Origin of the sequence: Marinobacter sp. BSs20148 (genome assembly GCF_000283275.1) — a bacterium.
Taxonomy (GTDB): Bacteria; Pseudomonadota; Gammaproteobacteria; order Pseudomonadales; family Oleiphilaceae; genus Marinobacter; species Marinobacter psychrophilus.
On sequence record NC_018268.1, the window covers coordinates 1 to 19050 of the forward strand.

General features: G+C 53.0%; 12 protein-coding genes. 9 read left to right on the forward strand and 3 right to left on the reverse strand.

Annotation, left to right across the window (positions count from 1 at the left end; all coding sequences use genetic code 11):
- Positions 1-136 precede the first annotated feature (136 nt).
- From dnaA to gyrB, 5 genes are all read left to right on the forward strand, one after another.
- Entirely contained in the window at positions 137-1576 is a 1440-nt protein-coding gene (dnaA, locus tag MRBBS_RS00005; RefSeq protein ID WP_041634991.1) for a chromosomal replication initiator protein DnaA, read from the forward strand.
- Between the two features lie 71 nt (positions 1577-1647).
- The gene (dnaN, locus tag MRBBS_RS00010) at positions 1648-2751 is read left to right on the forward strand and encodes a DNA polymerase III subunit beta (protein WP_014869321.1); all 1104 of its coding nucleotides are present in this window, start codon (positions 1648-1650) and stop codon (positions 2749-2751) included.
- A 111-nt stretch (positions 2752-2862) separates the two neighbouring features.
- Entirely contained in the window at positions 2863-4137 is a 1275-nt protein-coding gene (locus MRBBS_RS00015) for an ABC1 kinase family protein (RefSeq protein WP_014869322.1), read from the forward strand.
- Between the two features lie 26 nt (positions 4138-4163).
- A complete protein-coding gene (recF, locus tag MRBBS_RS00020; RefSeq protein WP_014869323.1) occupies positions 4164-5399 on the forward strand; it encodes a DNA replication/repair protein RecF in 1236 nt (411 codons plus the stop codon).
- Between the two features lie 53 nt (positions 5400-5452).
- Positions 5453-7867, forward strand: a complete 2415-nt coding sequence (gene gyrB, locus MRBBS_RS00025) for a DNA topoisomerase (ATP-hydrolyzing) subunit B (RefSeq protein ID WP_014869324.1) — start codon at positions 5453-5455, stop codon at positions 7865-7867.
- Positions 7868-7939: 72 nt separating this feature from the next.
- Here the strand turns inward: gyrB and MRBBS_RS00030 are convergent, their stop codons facing one another.
- From MRBBS_RS00030 to MRBBS_RS00040, 3 genes are all read right to left on the reverse strand, one after another.
- Positions 7940-8662 (reverse strand): VC0807 family protein, encoded by a 723-nt coding sequence (locus MRBBS_RS00030; RefSeq protein WP_014869325.1) that lies wholly within the window; start codon positions 8660-8662, stop codon positions 7940-7942.
- Positions 8663-8860: 198 nt separating this feature from the next.
- The gene (gene gabT, locus MRBBS_RS00035) at positions 8861-10138 is read right to left on the reverse strand and encodes a 4-aminobutyrate--2-oxoglutarate transaminase (RefSeq protein ID WP_014869326.1); all 1278 of its coding nucleotides are present in this window, start codon (positions 10136-10138) and stop codon (positions 8861-8863) included.
- A gap of 99 nt (positions 10139-10237) precedes the next feature.
- Positions 10238-11974, reverse strand: a complete 1737-nt coding sequence (locus tag MRBBS_RS00040; protein ID WP_014869327.1) for an ABC transporter transmembrane domain-containing protein — start codon at positions 11972-11974, stop codon at positions 10238-10240.
- A gap of 132 nt (positions 11975-12106) precedes the next feature.
- Here MRBBS_RS00040 and MRBBS_RS00045 point away from each other — a divergent pair, with 132 nt between their 5' ends.
- From MRBBS_RS00045 to torA, 4 genes are all read left to right on the forward strand, one after another.
- Positions 12107-13909 carry an ABCB family ABC transporter ATP-binding protein/permease gene (locus tag MRBBS_RS00045; RefSeq protein ID WP_014869328.1) on the forward strand — a complete coding sequence of 601 codons (1803 nt, stop codon included), beginning with the start codon at positions 12107-12109 and terminating at the stop codon, positions 13907-13909.
- 224 nt (positions 13910-14133) lie between these two features.
- Entirely contained in the window at positions 14134-15804 is a 1671-nt protein-coding gene (locus tag MRBBS_RS00050) for a c-type cytochrome (protein ID WP_014869329.1), read from the forward strand.
- The gene (locus MRBBS_RS18565) at positions 15801-16484 is read left to right on the forward strand and encodes a molecular chaperone (RefSeq protein ID WP_014869330.1); all 684 of its coding nucleotides are present in this window, start codon (positions 15801-15803) and stop codon (positions 16482-16484) included. The genes MRBBS_RS00050 and MRBBS_RS18565 overlap by 4 nt, the downstream gene beginning before the upstream one ends.
- The gene (gene torA, locus MRBBS_RS00060) at positions 16481-19003 is read left to right on the forward strand and encodes a trimethylamine-N-oxide reductase TorA (RefSeq protein ID WP_014869331.1); all 2523 of its coding nucleotides are present in this window, start codon (positions 16481-16483) and stop codon (positions 19001-19003) included. Before MRBBS_RS18565 ends, torA begins: the two co-directional genes overlap by 4 nt.
- The last annotated feature ends 47 nt before the right edge of the window (positions 19004-19050 follow it).

The following is a 19050-nucleotide window of genomic DNA, read 5'->3' on the forward strand; positions in this document are numbered from 1 at the left end:
TATGAATTGCTTCGAGTACTTTTACTGATGGCCTCGGCAAGGTAGAATCGCGAGTTCTCTTCAAAGGCCAGTGGTGTAAGAATCGCAAGGCCTCAGAAAAATGCAGCGTTTTGTTATCAGGTGGTGCCGATACGGTATGTGGCAGCAATGTCTTGAAGTACTCCGGGACGAGTTTCCGGCACAGCAGTTCAATACCTGGTTGCGACCTCTGCAGCCAGATTTGCGTGATGGTCAGTTGGTTCTTTTTGCTCCGAACCGATTTGTAATGGACTGGGTAAATGAAAAATACCTTCGCCGTATCGAAGAAATACTGAAAGAGCTGAACGGCGGCCACGCCCCCAGAGTGGGTATGAAGGTGGGCTCTGCGCCTAAAGCTGGCGATTCAGAGCGCCGCGAACCAACGGCAATCAATACCAACCCGCTGGCAAAAGACGATCGTGGTGAATTGGCAAACCAGCAGAGCAGGCCGGCGGCGCCGGTAACGGCGCCAGCAGCTTCGCGTCCAAGAACATCCGGCACCCGGCCCGGCGCTCAAATTGAAGGGGATATAAAGCATCAGAGCTTTTTGAACGAGACATTTACATTTCAGACCTTCGTCGAGGGTAAGTCCAACCAATTGGCCCGCGCCGCGTCTATGCAAGTCGCAGAAAACCCTGGCGGTGCTTATAATCCGCTATTTTTATACGGCGGTGTTGGCTTGGGTAAAACCCACTTGATGCACGCGGTGGGCAATGAAATTGTGCGTCGCAATCCAAATGCTAAAGTCGCGTATCTTCGTTCAGAACGTTTTGTGGCGGACATGGTAAAAGCACTGCAGTTGAACGCCATCAATGAATTTAAACGCTATTATCGTTCGGTAGACGCTCTGCTGATTGACGATATTCAGTTTTTCGCCCGGAAAGAGCGTTCCCAGGAAGAATTTTTCCACACTTTTAACGCGTTGCTCGAGGGTGGTCAGCAGGTCATTGTGACCAGTGACCGATTCCCGAAAGAAATTGTGGATCTGGAAGAACGATTGAAGTCCCGCTTTGGCTGGGGTCTGACGGTAATGGTCGAGCCGCCGGAGTTGGAAACCCGGGTGGCTATCCTGATGAAAAAAGCTGAGCAGGTAAACGTTAAGCTCAGCAGTGAAGCGGCTTTTTTTATTGCCCAGAAAATTCGCTCAAACGTGCGAGAACTGGAAGGCGCCTTACGCCTGGTAATTGCCAACGCTCACTTTACGGGCTCGGAAATTACGCCGCCGTTTATTCGTGAGAGCTTGAAAGATTTGCTGGCACTGCATGAAAAACAGGTCAGTATTGATAACATTCAGCGCACGGTAGCGGAATATTACAAAATCAAAGTTGCGGACCTTCATTCCAAACGCCGTACACGTAATGTGACTCGTCCGCGTCAAGTGGCCATGTCACTGTCGAAAGAGCTGACGAACCACAGTTTGCCGGAAATTGGTGGTGCTTTTGGTGGCCGAGACCACACCACAGTGCTTCACGCTTGCAAAAAAATCGTAGAATTGCAGGAAAGTGATCCGAGTATACGAGAAGACTACCAGAATTTTATGCGACTATTGACCAGCTGACAGCTGCGCTACCGCGCTCTGTCTGCGGGTCTTGAACCCTGAGAAACTTCACCAAAAGAATATTGAGTGCCATGAAACTGACGATCAGCCGTGAATCCCTGCTAACCCCGCTGCAAAGCATTGCCGGCGTGGTTGAAAAGAAACAGACCATGCCCGTGCTCTCCAACGTTTTGCTGGTTGCCGAGGACAACACTCTGACACTTACCGGCACTAATATGGAAGTGGAGCTGGTAGCGCGCATCAGCCCGGTTCATATCGATCAGCCTGGGCGTATAACCGTGCCGGCACGCAAGCTTGCGGACATTTGCCGTGCGCTGGGAGAGGAATCGCCCATTGAATTGAATCAGCAGGGCGACCGCTTGCATCTTCGTTGTGGCAAAAGCCACTTTACCCTGGCGACCTTGCCGGCCGAGCATTTCCCCAATGTGGAAGACGAAGTTGAGAGCTTCCGTCTGGAGCTGCCGCAAAAAGAGCTACGGCGTATGTTCGACAGCACCGCGTTTGCCATGGCTCAGCAGGATGTTCGTTATTACTTGAACGGTTTGCTGTTGGAAGTTGCGGCAGATCACGTTCGTACTGTAGCCACCGATGGTCACCGTTTGGCGATGGCCCATCAAGATGTTGAAACTGGTTGTCTAGAGGCGCGTCAGGTTATTGTGCCCCGTAAAGGCGTGCTAGAGCTTTCGCGCTTGCTGGATGACGTGGATACACCGGTTACCCTGGTGATTGGTGATAATCACTTACGCGCTACCGTGGGCAGTTATACGTTCACGTCTAAACTGATTGAGGGAAAATTCCCCGATTACAATCGGGTTATTCCACGCGGTGGCGATAAAGTCGTGTTGGCGGATAGGATTACCCTGAAGAATACTCTGCAGCGGGCAGGTATTCTGTCTCACGAAAACATTCGTGGTGTGCGTTTGAATCTGGCGTCCAATGAACTCCAGGTGTTTGCTAACAACCCAGACCAGGAACAGGCGGAAGATGCGTTGTCGGTAGATTATCAGGGTGAAACCTTGCAAATCGGTTTCAACGTTGGCTATCTGATAGATGTCATGAACGCGTTGGATGATGATCAGGTAAAGGTGACTTTGTCGAACCCTAACAGTAGCGCGCTGATTGAATCGCAAACGGATGCTCGCTGCCTCTATGTGGTCATGCCAATGCGTTTGTAGGTTGCCACAGGTTCATCACAAACAGCGGGCGTGAGTACTCCGCGTATAGTCGGTGTATGCAATTCATGGATAAAGAGTTCTAAAAGGTTTTAATAACAGGAGTTCCGGGGCATGGTGACACGTTTAAAAGACGGTATAAAAGGTGCATTTCGTATTGGTCAGACTATGAGTGTGCTTGGGCGCACCGGGTTTAACTGGATGCGCGGTGACCGCCCTCCTGCTCCGCGTTTGTTGCGACAGACCTTCGAGTCCCTTGGTGCTACCTACATAAAGCTGGGGCAATTCATTGCCAGCTCACCGACTTTTTTTCCGAAAGAGTATGTCGAAGAGTTTCAGGGTTGCCTGGATAGCACCCCAAATCTGCCATATCGGGTGATTCGCAAAATCATTGAGGAAGAATTAGGCCGGCCGGTGGAAGAGGTGTTTACAGACATCGACCCAGTAGCCTTGGCCTCGGCATCCATCGCCCAAGTGCACGTAGCGCGGTTGATCAGCGGCGAAGAAGTGGTTATCAAGGTGCAAAAGCCCGGCGTACGCAATATTCTGCTCACGGACCTGAACTTTTTGTACGTATCTGCCCGAATTCTTGAAACTTTGGCGCCAAAGCTGTCGTGGACATCATTATCCGACATTGTTGATGAAATTCAGCGCACGATGATGGAAGAGTGTGATTTTATTAAGGAAGCCAATAACCTTGAGGTTTTCAGGCAGTTTCTTCACGACACTCATAACACCGACGCCACCGTGCCGAAGGTCTATGAGCAGTGTAGTTCCCGCCGTATTTTAGTAATGGAACGTTTTCACGGTGTTCCTTTGACCGATCTGGACAGTATTCGCGGATACACAAATAATCCGGAAGGAACCCTGATTACTGCGATGAACACCTGGTTTTCCAGCCTTACGCAATGCGAGTTTTTTCACGCCGATGTACACGCCGGTAACCTGATGGTGTTGCGCGACGGTCGGGTTGGGTTTATCGATTTTGGGATAGTTGGGCGGATTGCGCCTGACACCTGGCAGGCGGTGAACGATTTTATTCAGACTGTGATGGTGGGCAATTTCGACGGTATGGCTGATGCAATGATCCGCATTGGGGTGACTCGACACACGGTTGAAGCCAGCCTGCTCGCTAACGATTTACGCACGCTTTACTCCAAAATGGATCAAATGGTGCCAGATACCGTTGCTTATACTGCGGACCGGGCCGAAGACGACGTAAATCATCTGCTGATGGATATGGTCAAAGTAGGTGAAAGCCATGGTCTGCACTTTCCGCGGGAATTTGCATTGCTGTTGAAGCAATTTTTGTATTTTGATCGCTACGTACACATATTGGCGCCGGAAATGGATATGTTCATGGACGACCGCCTAAAGATGCTGCACTAGTAGGGGTCTAGGCCCCTGGTTTTTTTATGGCACTGATTACACTTCAAACCGAGCACTTCCGTAACTTGGCGGCAAAGCCCGTCACCTTCTCCCCCGCTTTTAATCTAATATACGGCGCTAACGGCAGTGGTAAAACCAGTCTGCTAGAGGCTATTGGCTACTTGGGCATAGGCCGATCGTTCCGCGTCAGTCGCCACCAAGCCGTGGTTCAACATCTACAGCAGAGATTTACGGTTTTCGGTGGTCTGGATGCGGGCACTCTTGATGGTGGTGGTTCTAATACTGGCGCGACCTGTTCTGGTGTTTCAAATCCTTATGCGGGTAACTCTGATACTCTCAACTTTGGTATTCCGAATTCCGAATCAAAGACAGCACCTGAAGCGAGCGCCTCAAGTTATGCGCATCGCTTGGGCATTTCTAGAGATGTCGGCCTTAAGGAGACAGTTCTAAGAGTAGATGGTGAACCGGTACGCAATCTGTCGGCATTAGCGCGACATCTCCCGGTATCGGTGATCGACCCGGGCGTGTTTGATATTGTGGCTGGCGGCCCGGGTAAGCGACGGCAGTTCCTGGATTGGTCAGTGTTCCACGTGGAACCTTCTTTTGGTGGCGCCTGGCAGCAATGTCAGCGAGTAATATCACAGCGGAACCAAACGCTGAGAAATGGTAGAATAGATGAAACGCTGATGCGGGCCTGGGATGCCCAGTACGACCTGTTAAGCAATCGAGTGACGGATGCCCGTCTTGCGGCGTTTGCCCTGTTTAAAGAGGCTTTCTGGTTGCTTCTCGGAGAAACCGATGCAGCCTGGGCGAATGAGCTAAAGCTGGAGTTTTACCCCGGCTGGGATCATGCCCAACCTTTATCGGAAGTTCTGGTGAGTCATCGGGATCAGGAACGTCGAATGGGGCACACTTTGTATGGACCCAACCGAGCCGACATTCGGTTAAAAATACAAGGCCGGCCGGTTGCGGAAATATTGTCGCGCGGTCAGCAAAAGACATTGGTCATTTTGATGAAGATTGCCCAAGGCATGGTTTTACGGCCGTTGGGTAAGCAGGTCACATTTTTGTTGGACGACATAAACGCCGAACTGGATAGACAACATCGGCAAATGTTGGCCGAAAAATTACGATTGCTGCAGTGTCAGGTGTTCATCACCTCTATCGAACAGCAGACGCCCGACACCTTATGGCCGGGTACAACAACGCCCGATTTCAAAATGTTCCACGTGGAACATGGTCAGGTAACGGAAGAACATTAGCTGGCCGCATTTTTTTAATCACGCTGCGGCCATCAGCCTTCAGGAGTTTTTTAATGAGTGAATCAGCCTACAATTCCTCCAGTATCAAAGTACTGAAAGGCCTGGACGCCGTGCGCAAGCGGCCTGGTATGTACATCGGCGATACGGACGACGGCACCGGCCTCCACCACATGGTGTTCGAACTGGTAGACAACTCCATTGACGAAGCGCTAGCCGGGCACTGTACAGAAATCGGAATCCGTATCCACCCCGACGAATCCGTCAGCGTGCACGACAATGGTCGCGGTATTCCAGTTGATCTGCACGAAGGCGAAGGCGTTTCTGCTGCCGAAGTTATCATGACCGTACTTCACGCCGGCGGTAAGTTTGACGACAACACCTATAAAGTGTCGGGCGGTCTTCACGGTGTGGGTGTGTCTGTTGTTAATGCGCTCTCGTCGGTGTTGACGTTAACCATTCGCCGCAGCGGCAAAGTCTACGAGCAGACTTATAACCACGGTGTTCCTGCGGCGCCTTTGCACGAGGTCGGCACTACTGACGCTAGCGGCACCAAGGTGCACTTCATTCCTTCAGAAGCTACGTTCACCAACATCAAGTTTCACTACGAGATTCTGGCAAAACGGGTACGGGAACTGGCGTTTTTGAACAGCGGTGTCCGCATTCGCCTGACTGATGAGCGCAGTGGAAAAGAAGAACTCTTTGAATATGAGGGTGGTTTGCGGGCGTTTGTCGAACACCTGAACACCAACAAAACCCCTATCAACAAGGTGTTTTATTTTACTCAACAGCGTGAAGACGGCATTGAAGTAGAAGTGGCTATGCAGTGGAATGATGCGTTCCAGGAAAATATCTACTGTTTTACCAATAATATTCCACAGCGAGACGGCGGTACGCACCTCGTTGGTTTTCGCACGGCACTAACTCGTTCCTTGAACAGTTACATTGAGCACGAAGGCTTGGGTAAGAAAGCCAAAGTGAGCACTTCCGGCGACGACGCTCGCGAAGGCCTGACTGCGATCATCAGTGTGAAAGTACCAGACCCAAAGTTTTCTTCCCAGACCAAAGACAAGTTGGTTTCCTCCGAGGTGAAAACGGCTGTAGAACAGGAGCTCTATCAGAGCTTTGCAGCATATCTTCAGGAGCAGCCCAGTGAGGCGCGGCTAATCGTCAATAAGATGATTGAAGCCGCCCGTGCCCGCGAAGCAGCGCGTAAAGCCCGTGATATGACTCGCCGCAAAGGCGCTTTAGATATTGCCGGTCTACCCGGAAAACTGGCCGACTGTCAGGAAAAAGATCCTGCTCTTTCCGAACTATTTATAGTGGAGGGTGACTCCGCGGGCGGTAGTGCAAAGCAAGGTCGGGAACGGCGAAACCAGGCAATTCTGCCGCTGAAAGGTAAAATCCTGAATGTCGAAAAAGCCCGCTTTGACAAGATGCTGTCATCCGCAGAAGTTGGTAACTTGATTACGGCTCTGGGCTGTGGCATTGGGCGCGAAGAGTTTAACGTTGAAAAACTGCGCTATCATTCTATTATCATCATGACTGACGCCGACGTAGATGGTTCGCACATCCGCACTCTGCTGCTGACCTTCCTGTTCCGTCAAATGCGTGAAGTAATCGAGCGTGGCCACGTGTTCATCGCCATGCCCCCGCTTTACAAAGTAAAGCGGGGCAAGCAAGAGCAGTATCTGAAGGATGAAAATGCCCGCGAGAGCTATTTAACCCAGACCGCATTGGAAGGCGCGCAGCTGTTCGTTAACGCCGATGCGCCTGCCATCAAGGATTCTGCTCTGGAAACCATGGTGAAGGACTATCAGGCCGTGATGGCCATGATTGACCGCCTGTCACGCGCTTACCCGTCTAAGGTGCTGGCGCAGATGCTGCACAACAACACCCTCACCCCAGAACAGCTGAAAGACGAAAACACGGTTGCCAGCTGGGTAGGTCGCTTGGGTGAACATCTGGAATTGGATACGCGCACTGGCACCAAATACGTGTTCTCGGTACATCACGACACCGAGCGCGATCTGTATTTGCCAATGGTCACGGTTCATTTGCACGGTATGGCCCACGAACACGTGTTCAGCCATACGTTCTTTGAAGCGCCATCTTACAAGGCCATCGCCCGTCTGGGTGAAACCCTGGACGCTCTGGTTGAAGAAGGAGCCTACGTTCAGCGTGGTGAGCGTAAGCAAGTTGTTTTGTCGTTTGAAGGCGCTCTTGCTTGGTTGATGAAAGAAGCTCAGCGCGGCCTGACCCTTCAGCGTTATAAGGGTCTGGGCGAGATGAATCCGGAACAGCTGTGGGACACCACCATGGACCCAGAATCCCGCCGTATGATGAAAGTGACCATTGCAGACGCTTTCGCCGCTGACCAGATGTTCACCACATTGATGGGTGATGATGTTGAGCCGCGCCGTAACTTCATTCAGACGCATGCCCTGGAAGTGACTAACCTGGATATCTGATCTTTCTAAAATTCGGAATCAAAAAAAACGGCGAAGATGCAAATCTTCGCCGTTTTTTTACTTAAATTAACTTTATTTATCAGCTAGATGCGGAGCCATTACCTGTTCTAATTTATAACCCGTCAAGCGGCTGATGGTGCGCCATAAGTACCAAAAAATAAGCATCATCATCACCATAGAAGGAATGGCAATCATTGGATAGCTGACAAGCGTCATTCGCCCCAGTTCCTCGTTGAACGCTTGGGTGCCAGCGTCACTGGTCACAATCCAGCGTGCAAGTACGTAGTTCATGATCGATGAGAATAGAAAAGTAGCGGCAAAAAAGTAGCTGGCGTTCAGCAACCGAGCTTCGAATTCGGCGACTTTGCCGTTCTCTACCAACGTTTTTTGAATCTTATCCACGTCTAGCACGTTGGGGTTGTACAGTAACGTGCGCACCAGTGGGTAACGGGTACGTGTAGATACCAGCACTGCCAGACCAATCACTGCAGGCACCGCGGCTTCTTTGATGGCGAGCCAGCCAGCGTCCAGTTCTAGCAAGCCAATGCCGCCAGTGAGGGTCACACTGATTATCCCCAACAGAGCGATGAAGTTCTTCTTTCCATAGCGAATTAATTCAAACAGACCCCATCCCAGGGGGAACGCAAGACCAACAATCAGCGCATTTACGCTGCCTAGGTACTCATCGCCGCTGAACTTCATCAGAATAACGGAAGGGATAATAATACTGACCAGTAGGTCTATCCAAGGCCTGGGTTTGTGATCGGATACAGATGAAGTATTCGGTGACGTCATGATTCTGCCTGATTGATGAAACGGCGACGAGGCTGGCAAAGTTACGCGAGCCTCACTGAGCACTGAGCGCAGTATACGAGAAATAAAGGCACCTGAGTAAATACGCCGAGCCTAGCATGGTCGATTCAATTTTTAGTAACGAGCAGACACAAAAAAGCCGGGCACTTGGCCCGACTTATCAGCGTAAGTAAGCGCGGATCAGGCGCCAGCTTCTGCCAAACATTGCTCTAAAATGGCTAAACCTTCTTCCAGTACCTCGTCTTCGATGGTAACCGGCATCAGAAAACGCAGCGTGTTGCCGTACAAACCACAACCCAGCACAATCAACCCTTTGGCTTTGGCGAGTTTGGTAATGGCTCCAGCCAGCTCTGGCATGGGTTTGTGAGTATCTTTACTGTCTACCAACTCAAACGCGGCCATGGCACCCAAGGTACGCACGTTGTCGACGTGGGCAAACTGCTCCTGCCACTGACTGAAACGTTGGTTCAGCTTCTCGCCCAGGCGCTGGCTTTTGCCCAGAATATCCTCGGTCTCGAATACTTCAAACACCGCTAGCGCAGCTGCACAGGCAGTGGGGCTACCGGCGTAAGTGCCACCCAAAGAATTGGGACCACACGAGTCCATGATTTTGTCAGTGCCCACAATGGCAGAAATCGGCATACCGTCGGCCATGCTCTTGGCCATAGTCATCATGTCTGGTTCAACGCCTGTGTGCTCGATTGCAAACATCTTACCGGTACGTCCAAACCCGCTTTGCACTTCATCAACAATCAATACAATACCGTTGTCATCGCAGATTTTGCGCAGGGCTTTCATAAAGCTGGTAGGTGCCGGGTAGAAGCCGCCCTCGCCCAATACGGGTTCGATAACAATGGCGGCGGTATTGCGAGCCGGTGAATCTGCTTTCATGGTCATGGCCAGGCCACGAAGAGCTTCGTCTTCGCTGACGCCGTGATAGGGCACTGGATAGGGAGCCCGGTAGACCATTCCAGGCATTGGGCCGAAGTCGGTCTGGTAAGGAGCCGCTTTGCCGTTCATTGCCATGGTCATGAAGGTACGGCCGTGATAACCGCCATCGAAACAAATCACGTTGGTACGACCGGTCGCTGCGCGGGCAATTTTCACGGCGTTTTCGAGGGCTTCGGCCCCGGAATTGGCCAGCATAACTTTGGCGTGGCCGCGGACAGGTGTCACGTCGCTGAGTTTCTGCGCCAGCCGCACATAACCCTCGTAAGGCATAACCGTTTGGCACGTGTGCATTAGTTTGTCTAGCTGAGCTTTTATCGCTTCCACAACTTTTGGATGGCGGTGGCCGATGTTCAGTACGCCAATACCGCCGGCGAAATCGATCATGCGTTTGCCGTCGGCATCCCACAGTTCAGCGTTAGTGGCATGATCTGCAAACTGCTCGTTGGGGCTTGCGGCTCCGGCTGCAACGTAGCGTTCTTTAAGTGCTTGAAGTTCTTTGTTACTCACGCGGTTGTACTCCCTGAGTGGGTATATTTGTTCGAACCTGAATTAAATTTGGTTCGATTCATTGCAAAATTATGAGAACTACGGTAGCACGAAACAACGCTATTCTCCAGTTTGGCTGCGGAACTGTAGCTGCGCCAGGCGCTGGTAGAGGCTATTTTCCTGCATTAATTGCTGATGGCTGCCCACCGCCAGCAAACGGCCTTGGTCAAACACCGCAATGCGATCTGCATCCCGCACCGTGGCAAGGCGGTGGGCAATGACCAGCGTGGTACGGCCGGTTGTGAGTGCTGGCATGGCCTGCTGAATCAGGTTCTCGCTATGGGCATCCAGCGCACTGGTGGCTTCGTCTAGCAGCAGAATGGGAGCGTCCGCCAATAGCGCACGGGCAATGGCCAGGCGTTGTTTCTGGCCACCGGACAGACCCAACCCGCCATCACCCAGTCGGGTTTGGTAGCCTTCGGGTAGAGCCACGATGAATTCATGGGCGTGGGCAATGCCGGCGGCCTCTTCGACCTCTGCCTGAGTCGCTTGCGGACGTGCGTAGCGAATGTTGTCGGCAACCGTACCGTAGAACAACGCGGGATTCTGTGGCACCAAGGCAAAGCAGCTGCGAAGGGCTTGCAGTGATACATCCCGAGTATCCGTGCCATCGATGCGCACGCAGCCGCCGCTGGGTTGATAAAAGTGTAGTAGCAGATCAAATAAGGTGGATTTGCCCGCCCCTGATGGCCCCACGATCGCTAACGTCTCCCCCGCCCGCACCTCAAGGCACACGTCTTGCAGGGCGGGCTGAGCACTGCGGCCAGGATAGCTGAATGTCAGGTGTTCAAGACGTATTTCACCTTTTACCGGCTGAGGAAACTGTTCGGGTAAATCGACTGGACGCTGAAACTCAGACTTGGTCTGCAACAGCTCGAATAGTCGCGCGGCTGACCCTGCCGCCCGTTGTAGTTCCCCAATGACTTCACTGATGGCGCCAGCGGCAATACCCACCAATAAGCTGTAAAACAAAAAGGCGGCCAGCTCGCCCGGCGTAATGCGGCCGTAAATCACATCCAGACCACCAATCCATATGACCACGCCCACAGCTCCCATCACCAGAGTAATGGCCATGGTGGTTAGCCAGGCGCGTTGGCGAATGCGGGCATGGGCGATATCAAAGGCATTTTCAGAAACTTCAGAAAAATGCTGGCGGTCGTGGGGCTGATGGTTGAACGCTTGCACGGTTTTTATCTGCGTTAAATTTTCACCCACGTAACTGCCCACATCGGCTATCCGGTCTTGGCTCAAGCGCGATAGCTGCCGCACGCGGCGGCCAAAAATAACGATGGGCACAATAACCAGCGGAAAACCCAGCACTATGACTGACGCCAGCTTGGCGTTGGTGATAAACAACAGCAGCAAACCGCCAACTAGCATCAGCGCGTTTCGCAGCGCAATCGACACTGTGGAGCCAATCACGGATTGCAGTACCGTGGTATCCGCCGTAAATCGCGACTGTATTTCCAGCGCCCGGTTGCTCTCGAAAAATCCTGGGTTCAGATCAATCAAGTGGTTGAATACCCGTTTACGGATATCGGCGACCACCCGCTCGCCAATCCACGACACCAGATAAAATCGAGCAAAAGAACCCGCCGCCAGGCCAAGAACCAAGACAAAAAACAGTCCCACAGCTCGCGCCAGATTGGCCGGTGACTCGGTGGCCAATCCTTGGTCTACTAGAATACGCAGTCCCTGACCTAATCCAAGGGTGATTCCCGCCGTAATAACTAGGGCAACTATCGCACCAGCAACGGCTTTGCGATAAGGATGAATAAACCCGACAACCAGTCTCAAAGCTTCGCGATGAACGGTGTTGATAGTGTGCCTCCTAATGAGTGGGTACTGTAAACTCTCGCAAACTTACGATCTGTATTGCCTAAGGGTTTATCATACGCCCCTCTGCTCTGTGACCATTAAGGAATCTCTGTGCGCCCCTACGCCGATAACGACTACCCCACCAACCACAAACCGGACTGGAAAATCATCGCTGGCCTGTGGCCCTACCTGGCGGAATACCGTGGCCGGGTGATACTGGCGGTCAGCATGCTGGTCATGGCGAAAGTGGCCATAGTCACCACGCCGATTGCATTGAAATACATCGTCGATTATCTGGACCAAAATCGTGGCGCTGACATGGTGCTGTGGATCCCTCTGATGTTAGTGCTGGCCTATGGCGCGCTGCGCTTTGGTAGCACTCTGTTCAGCGAGCTGCGTGACGCCATCTTCGCCCGTGTAGCTGAACGTGCAATGCGGCGAGTATCATTGCGGGTGTTTAACCACCTTCACGCTCGCGAATTAGCGTTTCATCTGGATCGCAAAACCGGCGGCTTGGCGCGGGACATAGAGCGTGGCACCAACGGCATCAGTTTTTTGCTGCGTTTTACCCTGTTCAATATTGTGCCCACCCTGCTGGAAATCGCGATGGTGGCGGGCATTCTGCTGGTGGCCTTCAACGTCAGTTACGTTATAGCGATACTGGTGTCGGTGGTGGTATTCGTGATTTTTTCTATCCGCGTTACCGAGTGGCGCACGGCTTTTGTACGCGAAGCCAACAACCGCGACAATCAGTCTAACTCCCGCGCCATCGACAGCCTGCTTAACTACGAAACCGTCAAATACTTTAATAACGAGCGCTTTGAAGCCGAGCAATACGACGAAGATCTGGATTTATGGGAGCAGGCGCGGCTTAAAAACCGCACGTCTATGGCGGTGCTGAACATTGGCCAGGCGTTTATTATTGGGGCCTCTATGGTGGCCATTATGGCCATGGCCGTGCGCGAAATGGCCAGTGGGCAGATGACGCTGGGCGACTTCACCATGGTGAATGCCTACCTGATCCAGTTGTTCATTCCGCTGAATGCTTTGGGGTTTGTGTACCGGGAAATTCGCCAGTCACTGGTGAATGTAGAGCGCCTGTTCGGTTTATTGGGCGACAAGCCGGCGATTGAAGACGCCGCCGATGCCAAAGCCCTGGCGATTGCAAAGGGTGAAGTGCAATTCCACGACGTGCGCTTCAGCTACCATCAGGAACGGGCCATTTTGAAAGGCATAAACATCACCATACCCGCAGGCCACACCATTGCGGTTGTTGGCGCCAGCGGTGCGGGTAAATCCACCTTGGCACGGCTGCTGTTCCGCTTTTTTGATGTAAACAGCGGCAGCATCACCATTGATGGGCAAGACATTCGCAACATTACCCAAGACAGTCTGCGCTCGGCCATTGGCGTGGTGCCGCAAGACACCGTGCTGTTCAACGACACCCTTTACAGCAACCTGGCCTACGGCCGCCCCGGCGCCAGTGAAGCCGAGATACACCACGCGGCCCGTCAGGCCAACCTGGACGTGTTCATCCGCAGCCTGCCGGATGGCTATAACACCAGAGTCGGTGAGCGTGGACTGAAGCTTTCCGGTGGCGAAAAACAACGCGTTGCCATTGCTCGTGTATTACTGAAAAACCCGCCGTTGCTGATTCTGGACGAAGCCACGTCGTCGTTGGACTCGATCTCTGAACAGGCCATTCTGGATGCCCTTAACGAGGTTACCCAACAGCGCACAACGTTGGTAATCGCGCACCGCCTATCCACCGTGCGCGACGCTGACACCATTCTGGTGATGGACCAGGGCCAAATTGTGGAGAGCGGTGGCCACAATGAGTTGTTGGCAAAAGATGGCTATTACGCCCGGCTGTGGTTGCAGCAACAGCACAGTGATAAAGAGAATCAAGAATAGGCCTCGTTATTTTGACGAAAATCAAGTTTCAGAACGCTTAAGTCCTGCGCCCGTGTTTTGTTTGTTACGTTGGGTTGTCTGAGATTTAACGTCTCAGACAGACCGCACAAACGACGCGATGGACTTAACGCTGCTGATTGAGCACGTTAAAACAGTCCGAGCTTTTCAGCGAAATTCTCCTCGCGTTGTTGGCGATATCATCGCAACAGTTACGGGAGCTCCCCATGCTAAGCAAACGCAAGAAAATTTCCATTGCAATCGCGGGGGCTGCAGTCCTTGGTGTTGCCGGCTTCCTGGTTCTAACGTCCCCATGGACTTGGTCAGCGGTTCACAGCCTACCGGCGGCGGCCAGCGCTGACAGTCCCGCCGATATCGACAATGGCAGGCTCATATTTATGGCATCGGACTGCGCCACCTGCCATGCCACGACCGGCCAAGACAGCGATGAACATTTAGGCGGCGGCAAGGTGCTTGACACTGCCTTCGGCAAGTTCCACATGCCTAATATTTCGCCGGATATGGAGCACGGCATTGGTAGCTGGACTCTGGCAGAGTTTGATCGCGCGGTGCGTGAAGGTGTGGGTCCGAGCAGCCTCTGGCCTGACGGCAATAATTTATATCCGGCTTTCCCCTACACGTCTTACCAGCGTTTGATACCGGAAGACGTGCGTGATCTTTACGCTTATATGATGGCGCTGCCAGAAAGCGACAAGGTAGTGCCCGACCATGAGCTTAACTTCCCATACAATCTACGCCGCGGCATTGGTGTGTGGCGTCTGGCCTTTCTGGACGGCAAAAGCACCGCTGAAATTGGTATTGATACCGCTGATTTACCCGCAGGAATTGATCACGCCAAATTCGAGCGCGGGCGTTATTTGGTAGAAAGCGCTGGCCACTGCGTTGAATGCCACTCGCCGCGAACCTTTATGGGTAACGTACCCAACGAAAAGCGTTACGCGGGCGGCCCGAATCCAGAAGGTAGCGGCCACTTTCCCAACATTACCCCCGATGAAACTGGGACAGGCTTCTGGTCCGCCGCCTCTCTCGCAAACTACCTGCATACCGGCGTCAGCCCTATCGGCCGCCAAGCGGGTGGCGATATGGCTGAAGTTATCGAAAACACCTCGCAGCTGCCATGGCAAGACTTACAGGCAATGGCCGTCTATTTGAAACACATTTCGCCGATAGACAAACCTGCGCCTGGAATGCCTGAGCCTAATTTCACCGAGGAAGTGGTAATGCTTGATACCGCTTTTGATCGTAGCGCTCCTCTACCGACCAGTGACCCGCAAGAAATCAGCAAGGGAGACGATGTCTTCGTAGCCGGCACCAAGTCGCTTTACACAACGTCCGAGATGGAACAGGCCAAGACCGAAGACGGCAAATTCCTCAGCGGGGCGAAGGCCAGGGTACTCGCCAGGCAGGGAGACAAGTTGCAACTCGAGATTTCAGGTTGGCAGCCCGAAAACGCACCCTCGGTTATTTACCAGGAGAAAGGTCAACGGGTCATTATGGCGGCGCTTGGTGACAAGGCTGTAGCGGCAGCTCAGCGCGGCGAGACCGAAATCGAGCCGAAAACCGATCAGGTCTGGCGCCCTGTCACATTGCAAGTCTGGTCTGATGCCAACCAACTCAATCTGAGTCAAGAAGAGCTTTGGAGCTTCAGTCAGAATGCCTATCAAACCGCCTGTTCGGCCTGTCACTCTCTGGCTGAAAAGGATCACTTCACTGCAAATCAATGGATTGGAACTCTCAAGTCAATGAAGCGATTCACCAGCTTTAACGACGATGAATACCGTTTAATACTGGCGTACTTGCAGAATCATTCCCATGATCTTAGCCCCGATATCCCGGCACTGGTCGTTAAGAAAGCCAGTGAAGGAGTGCCTCAATGAGCTGCGATCGTGCGTCTGTTGATCACAGCACCAACACAGATACCTACGGGCTTTTAGTGGCCGCTGAATGGCTGAGCGGGCTGTTTATTGCGCCGCTTTCTCAACAGCAGGTGATGGACATCAACGCAGTGCCTGGCAAAAACGCGCTGCAGTGGATAGGCGCACAACTGGGCGCGCCCGCTGTGGCACAACAGCTTTGTTACATTCTGGAGCAAGACACTCCAGAAAATCTGACGGTGCGATTGCAGCGCCGTTATACGGCTTTGTTCGAGGGCATTTTTAGAAACCGTGCGGTCATGCCCTATGAAGGTGCTTGGTGTGGTCAAAGTCCATCGCTTGGCGAGCAGTCTGTGGCAGAAATGAAGGCTATATTGCGCGACCTGGATTTACACGTCAGCAGCGATTGCTGCGAACCGGCTGACCATCTTGCTATTGAACTTGCGGCCTTGGTGGCAGCTCTTGGCAGCAACCGCTATTCGATCGCTGCAGATTTGGTGCGTCGACTTCAACGCTGGTCGCCTGCGTTCGCTGAAGCGCTAGAGCGTCAAGACCTTGAAGGATTTTACGCAGGTGCTGGCAAATTATTACTAGCTTTGCTTCGCACAGCTCAGCCTGTGCTGTTGATGACGAATCACGCCGCGACGTCTGTTAACGAACAATGTGAAGGAGAATTGGCATGAGTAATAAAACTGACGGATTGTACGTTGCTGCGACAGCAGACGTCGCTTCGCCCACGCGTCGCCGTTTTTTGCAGGGTTCCGCGGCAACAGCAGCGATAAGCGCCATGCCCTTTTCGCTATCGCTATTGAGCAGCGGTGCAATGGCTCAGAGCACCACAAAAGAAATCCTTTCTGGCTGTCATTGGGGCGTATTTAAAGGTGTGGTTGAAGACGGTCGCGCAGTTAAATTCATACCTTGGGAGGGCGATCCGCACGCCTCGCACATGCTTGATGGTGTGCGTGATTCTATCTACTCGCAATCGCGCATTCGCTATCCGATGGTTCGCCGTGCCTGGCTTGAGCAGGGGCCTGGTGCCGATCCCGATGGCCGCGGTGAAGGCGACTTTGTGCGTGTGTCCTGGGAAAAAGCCATTGAGCTGGTGGCGGGTGAAATCACCCGGGTTCGCGGGGAATACGGGCAACAGGCGATCTTCGGTGGATCATACGGCTGGAAAAGCCCGGGCAGACTGCACAACTGCCAAACCTTGCTAGCAAGAACGCTCAACCTGACCGGCAGCTACACCTCAAGTTCGGGCGATTATTCTACCGGTGCGGCGCAAGTTATATTGCCCTACGTATCAGGTTCTATCGAAGTGTACGAACAATGCACCACTTATCCAGTGCTTGCGGAGCACACTGATCTTATGGTGTTTTGGGGCTGCGACCCCCGCAACAACTCTCATATTTCCTGGCAAGTCGCTGATCACGGTGCTTTCCCGGGCGTCGAAATGCTCAAGGCAGCCGGCGTAAAAACAATCAGCATCGATCCAGTCAGAACAAAGACCGCCGATTACCTCGACTCTGAGTGGATTACTCCGAAACCGCAGACCGACGTGGCCATGATGATGGGCATCGCCCACACGCTGTTGAGCGAAGGCCTGCACGATCAAGAATTTCTTGATCGCTATGTAAGCGGCTTCGAAGAATTTAAGCCGTATCTAACCGGCGAATCCGACGGCCAGCCGAAGGATGCAGACTGGGCTGCGGAAATTTGTGGTGTAGAGGCAGACACCCTTCGTGATTTGGCGCGACGCTTTGCCAGCAACCGTACGATGCTGGCTCTGGGTTACGCCACGCAACGTCAGCACCATGGCGAGCAGTCCACCTGGATGCTGATAACCCTGGCGTGCATGCTCGGGCAGATTGGCCTGCCCGGTGGCGGTTATGGGTTGAGCTACCATTACTCTTCTGGCGGTGCACCGACCCATGAAAGTCCCATTCTGAAGAGTATCGATAATGGCTCAGGTGCTAAAGCCGCCGAAGGAGCCGCGTGGTTGGCTGGTGGTGGAGGCGTATCCATTCCGGTCGCGCGCTTTGTCGAAACGCTGTTGAACCCCGGTAAGACGATGCAGTATAACGGTAGGGAAATCGAACTGCCGCTGATCAAAATGGCTTATTGGGCCGGCGGTAACCCGTTCGCACACCATCAGGATCGCAACGAAATGCTCAAAGCCTGGCGCGAGCTGGATACTTTCATTGTGCACGACTTCCAATGGACGGCGACCGCTCGCCACGCTGACATCGTTCTTCCGAGCACCACGTCTTACGAACGCAACGATATCGAACAGGTTGGTGATTATGCTCTGAGCCATATTGTGGCCATGAAAAAGCTGGTTGAGCCGCAATTTGAAGCTCGTAACGACTTCGACATTTTTGCGGCGGTCGCGGACAAACTGGGCAAAGGTTATGAATTCACCCAAGGCCGTTCGGAAATGGACTGGATTCGCGGGTTTTACGAAGGAGCGAAAATCGAGGCACGGGCAAAGGGTATGGAAATGCCGGTATTTGACGTGTTCTGGGACTCCAACAAGCCTCTTGCGTTTCCGCTCAAGGATGAAAATAAGTACTTTGTGCGTCACGAGTCGTTCCGCAATGATCCGATTCTTAGCGCACTGGGTACCGCTACCGGCAAATTCGAGATTTATTCGAGGGCGATCGCCGGGTACGAATACGATGACTGTCCGCCTCACCCTACCTGGATGGAGCCAATTGAGCGATTGGATGGACCAACCACCCGGTACCCGCTCGGCATCTCCAGTAACCACCCGCGTAGTCGCCTGCACTCGCAGCTGTGTGGCACCTCGCTTCGCGAAACTTACGCGGTGCAGAATCGCGAACCTTGCTGGATAAACCCGAAGGATGCCGAGCCCCGGGGCATCAAGGATGGCGATGTGGTACGTGTGTTTAACGACCGTGGACAGATTCTTGCCGGTGCGATGGTGACAGATGACGTCATGCCGGGGGTTCTTATAGTTTCCGAGGGTGGGTGGTTTGATCCGATTAACCCCCGTGAGATTGGTAGCCTGTGTCGTTACGGCGATGTTAATAATCTTACCCCGGGTATAGCGACCTCGAAGCTGGCGCAAGGCAACTGTGGGCAAACTGGAGCCGGCGACGTTGAGAAGTTCACTGGTGACCTGCCTGAAGTGACCGTGTTCTCGCAGCCCAAATCCATGTCTGATTCAGAGACGTCCGCTTAAACACGTCTGAGCTTTACGCCGCAGGTTCTGCAACAGAGCCTGCGGCC

Bases quoted from the DNA above. Each gene is read 5' to 3' on its own strand.
- dnaA (WP_041634991.1), top strand. From the start codon at position 137: ATGTGGCAGCAATGTCTTGAAGTACTCCGGGACGAGTTTCCGGCACAG.
- dnaN (WP_014869321.1), top strand. From the start codon at position 1,648: ATGAAACTGACGATCAGCCGTGAATCCCTGCTAACCCCGCTGCAAAGC.
- MRBBS_RS00015 (WP_014869322.1), top strand. From the start codon at position 2,863: ATGGTGACACGTTTAAAAGACGGTATAAAAGGTGCATTTCGTATTGGT.
- recF (WP_014869323.1), top strand. From the start codon at position 4,164: ATGGCACTGATTACACTTCAAACCGAGCACTTCCGTAACTTGGCGGCA.
- gyrB (WP_014869324.1), top strand. From the start codon at position 5,453: ATGAGTGAATCAGCCTACAATTCCTCCAGTATCAAAGTACTGAAAGGC.
- MRBBS_RS00030 (WP_014869325.1), bottom strand. From the start codon at position 8,662: ATGACGTCACCGAATACTTCATCTGTATCCGATCACAAACCCAGGCCT.
- MRBBS_RS00050 (WP_014869329.1), top strand. From the start codon at position 14,134: ATGCTAAGCAAACGCAAGAAAATTTCCATTGCAATCGCGGGGGCTGCA.
- MRBBS_RS18565 (WP_014869330.1), top strand. From the start codon at position 15,801: ATGAGCTGCGATCGTGCGTCTGTTGATCACAGCACCAACACAGATACC.
- torA (WP_014869331.1), top strand. From the start codon at position 16,481: ATGAGTAATAAAACTGACGGATTGTACGTTGCTGCGACAGCAGACGTC.